Annotated in this window: 4 protein-coding genes; 1 reads left to right on the top strand and 3 read right to left on the bottom strand. The window is 72.8% G+C overall.

What is annotated here, in order from left to right:
- From AB0G02_RS31955 to AB0G02_RS31965, 3 genes are all read right to left on the bottom strand, one after another.
- The coding region (locus AB0G02_RS31955) for a hypothetical protein (protein ID WP_360801545.1) at positions 1-407 on the bottom strand (407 nt) is incomplete at its 3' end.
- Positions 404-796, bottom strand: coding sequence for a DUF1707 domain-containing protein (locus AB0G02_RS31960; protein ID WP_360801548.1), 393 nt, complete (start codon positions 794-796; stop codon positions 404-406). The genes AB0G02_RS31960 and AB0G02_RS31955, both read right to left, overlap by 4 nt.
- 10 nt (positions 797-806) lie before the next feature.
- Positions 807-2,579 (bottom strand): acetyl/propionyl/methylcrotonyl-CoA carboxylase subunit alpha, encoded by a 1,773-nt coding sequence (locus AB0G02_RS31965; RefSeq protein ID WP_360801551.1) that lies wholly within the window; start codon positions 2,577-2,579, stop codon positions 807-809.
- Positions 2,580-2,743: 164 nt separating this feature from the next.
- On the opposite strand from AB0G02_RS31965, the gene AB0G02_RS31970 reads away from it, so the two are divergent.
- Positions 2,744-3,370, top strand: a complete 627-nt coding sequence (locus tag AB0G02_RS31970) for a hypothetical protein (RefSeq protein WP_360801554.1) — start codon at positions 2,744-2,746, stop codon at positions 3,368-3,370.
- Positions 3,371-3,436: the final 66 nt, after the last annotated feature.

Here is a 3,436-nt window from a genome sequence, read left to right on the forward strand (position 1 = left end):
TGGGGGGCGCACCACACGCCCGCGTCCACCTCGCGTTCCACCCCCAGCGCCGCCTGGTGGCGCGCCACGGGGTGGGTGGGTTTGTACCCCACCGCCACCCGACAACGCTTGCGCACCCGCCGGACCAGCTCCAACGCCTCGGGGACGACCTCTCCGGCCCGCGTCCACGCCGCCACCGCGCCCGCCGCGTCGGCCGGTGGCAGGCCTTCGTCGACCAGCCGGTCCCGCACGGCCACGCGCCACTGCTCGTCGGTGGCCCGGCCCGCGGTCGCGGGTCCGGACAGGGAGAACGACACCCGCGCCAACGCGCCGCGCGGCAGCCCGAACCGGTCCTCGATCGGCGCGTCGGGCGGGAACCGCCGCAGCACGCCGTCCAGGTCGAGCAGCAGGAGGGTCGGCGCGCTCAACGCCTGCCCACCCGGCCGAGCAGCAGCACCGCCGCCGGGATCAGCAGGAACACCAGCGGCACCTTCGACAGGAAGTACAGCGCGACGCTGGCCAGCGCCACCGCGGTCAGCACGGCGGTGTTGATCCGCGGGTCGAGCTGGAAGCCGCGCCGGGCGGGCGCCTGCGGCGAGGCCATCGGACGTGGGTCGACCTGCGCGAACAGCGGTCGCGGCGCGGGCAGGTCACCGAACAGCTCGTACAGTTCGCCGCGGGTCTTCGAGGTCGTGACGCGGGCGGAGCGCTCGCCGTACTCGTCCACGCTCAACCGCCCCTCTCCGAGGTGCGTGCCGAGCAGTTCGAGCGCGTGCTCGCGCTCCGCGTCGCCGATCCGGATGTCCCGCTCGCTCACCCGGTCGAGCCTATTCCTTCAGCTCGCAGATGACCGTGCCCTGGGTGACCGTCGAGCCCGGCTCGGCGGCCAGACCGGTGACCACGCCCGCCTTGTGCGCGGTGACCGGGTTCTCCATCTTCATGGCCTCCAGCACGACGATCAGGTCACCGGGCTCGACCTGCTGCCCGTCCTCGACGGCGACCTTGACGATCGTGCCCTGCATGGGCGCCGTCACCGAGTCGCCGGACGCCGCCGCGCCGCCCTTGCCGCCCGCGCGCTTGCGCGGCTTGGCCTTCACGCCCGCCTTGGCGCCACCGCCGCCACCGCCGCCGAACGCCAGGTCACCGGGCAGCGAGACCTCCAGCCGACGCCCGCCGACCTCGACCACCAGGGTCTGCCGCGAGTCGGTCTCCTCGACCTCGGCGCCGTCGGTGAACGGGGCGATGGTGTTGTCGAACTCGGTCTCGATCCACCGGGTGTGCACGGTGAAGCCGTCCTCGGAGCCGATGAACGCCGGGTCGCGGACGATCGCGCGGTGGAACGGCAGCACGGTCGCCATGCCCTCCACCACCATCTCGTCCAGCGCGCGCCGCGCCCGCTCCAGGGCCTGCGCGCGGTCCTCGCCGGAGACGATCAGCTTGGCCAGCAGCGAGTCGAACTGGCCGCCGATGACCGTGCCGCTCTCCACGCCCGCGTCCACCCGGACACCGGGGCCGGACGGCGCGGTGAACGTGGTGACCGTGCCGGGGGCGGGCAGGAAGTTGCGGCCCGCGTCCTCGCCGTTGATGCGGAACTCGATCGAGTGGCCGCGCGGGGTGGGGTCCTCGGTGAACCGGAGCTTCTCACCGGCGGCGATGCGGAACTGCTCGCGCACCAGGTCGATGCCCGCGGTCTCCTCGCTGACCGGGTGCTCCACCTGCAGGCGGGTGTTGACCTCCAGGAACGAGATCGTGCCGTCCACCGCGACCAGGTACTCGACCGTGCCCGCGCCGTGGTAGCCGGCCTCCTTGCAGATGGCCCGCGCGGAGGTGTGGATCGAGGCGCGCTGCTCGTCGGTGAGGAACGGCGCGGGCGCCTCCTCGACCAGCTTCTGGTGGCGGCGCTGCAACGAGCAGTCGCGCGTGCCGACCACGATGACGTTGCCGTGCTGGTCGGCCAGCACCTGCGCCTCGACGTGCCGCGGCTTGTCCAGGTAGCGCTCGACGAAGCACTCGCCGCGGCCGAACGCGGTGACCGCCTCGCGCACCGCGCTGTCGAACAGCTCGGGGATCTCCTCCAGCGTGCGGGCGACCTTCAGCCCGCGGCCACCGCCGCCGAACGCCGCCTTGATGGCGACCGGCAGGCCGTGCTCCCGCGCGAACGCGATGATCTCGTCGGGGCCGGACACCGGGTCCTTGGTGCCGGGCACCAGCGGGGCGCCGGCGCGCGTGGCGATGTGCCGCGCGGTCACCTTGTCGCCCAGGTCGCGGATGGCCTGCGGGGTCGGCCCGATCCAGGTCAGGCCCGCGTCCATCACGGCCTGGGCGAAGTCGGCGTTCTCGGACAGGAAGCCGTAGCCGGGGTGCACCGAGTCGGCCCCGGCGCGCTTGGCCACGTCGAGGAGCTTGTCGATGGACAGGTAGCTGTCCCCGGGCGTGCTCCCGCCCAGGGCGAACGCCTCGTCCGCCAGCCGGACGAACGGGGCGTCCCGGTCCGGGTCGGCGTACACGGCGACGCTGGCCAGACCGGCGTCCCGACAGGCACGGATGACCCGGACGGCGATCTCACCGCGGTTGGCGACGAGGACCTTGCGCAGCGACACGACGTCCTACCTCCTGGCAAACGCTGGAACTTCGAGCGGCAATGGTCGGGGAGTTTAGTGACCCGTCAGTACCCGGTGACCGAGAGACAGCTCACGCTTGGGTGGAACAATCGGGAATCGTGACACGACCGCCCTCAGCCGCGCTTCTGACAGCTTGCGCAGCTGTGCTCACCGTGGTCGCCGGCCTGGTCATCGCCTGGTCATCGCGCCCTCCCGCGGCACCCGACGCGGCCGCCGCGCCGCCCCAGGACGAATTGCGGTGCGGTGCGACGGCGTGCCGTTCGGTGGTGAAGCAGGAGGTCGGTGTCGATTCAGTGGAATTGGTCGTCGGCGAGGGCGCGGGCCGGATCAGGACCAGCGGCGCTTCGGGGCCGAACATCTTCGAGCTGACCATCGCGTCTTCGGGAGCCCGGATCGACGCCGGCTCGTTGCAGTGCGTGGACGGCGAGGTCTCGGTGTGCCTGGTGCGCGGCGAGGTCGGCGGCGAGGCGCTGGGCGAGGTGCTGGTGCGCAGGTCGGGGGCCTGGTCGCGGGCGCAGAGGCCGTACGTCTCCAGCGGGGCCTACCTCGCGCTGCAGGACGTGGACAAGGACGCGGTCGTCGACGTGGTGGCCGTGCAGCGGGCGTGCCGGGCGGGTTCGGAGTGCTCGTTGCGGTTCGCGCAGGTGTTCTCGTTGGCCGGCGGGGGCGGCGAGCTGGGCTGCACGCCGGTCGTGGAGGGGGTCGAGTCGCTGCCCGGCTGGCCGACCGTCACCCCGGACCCGTCCGACCTGCGGCAATGCGACGCCTGACCCCCGTGCCGCCGTTCTGAGCGTTCAACTCGGGTGTTCCGGGCGTAGGACTCTCGCGACGCGAAC

The organism is Actinosynnema sp. NPDC023658, assembly GCF_040639995.1.
Taxonomy (GTDB): domain Bacteria; phylum Actinomycetota; class Actinomycetes; order Mycobacteriales; family Pseudonocardiaceae; genus Actinosynnema.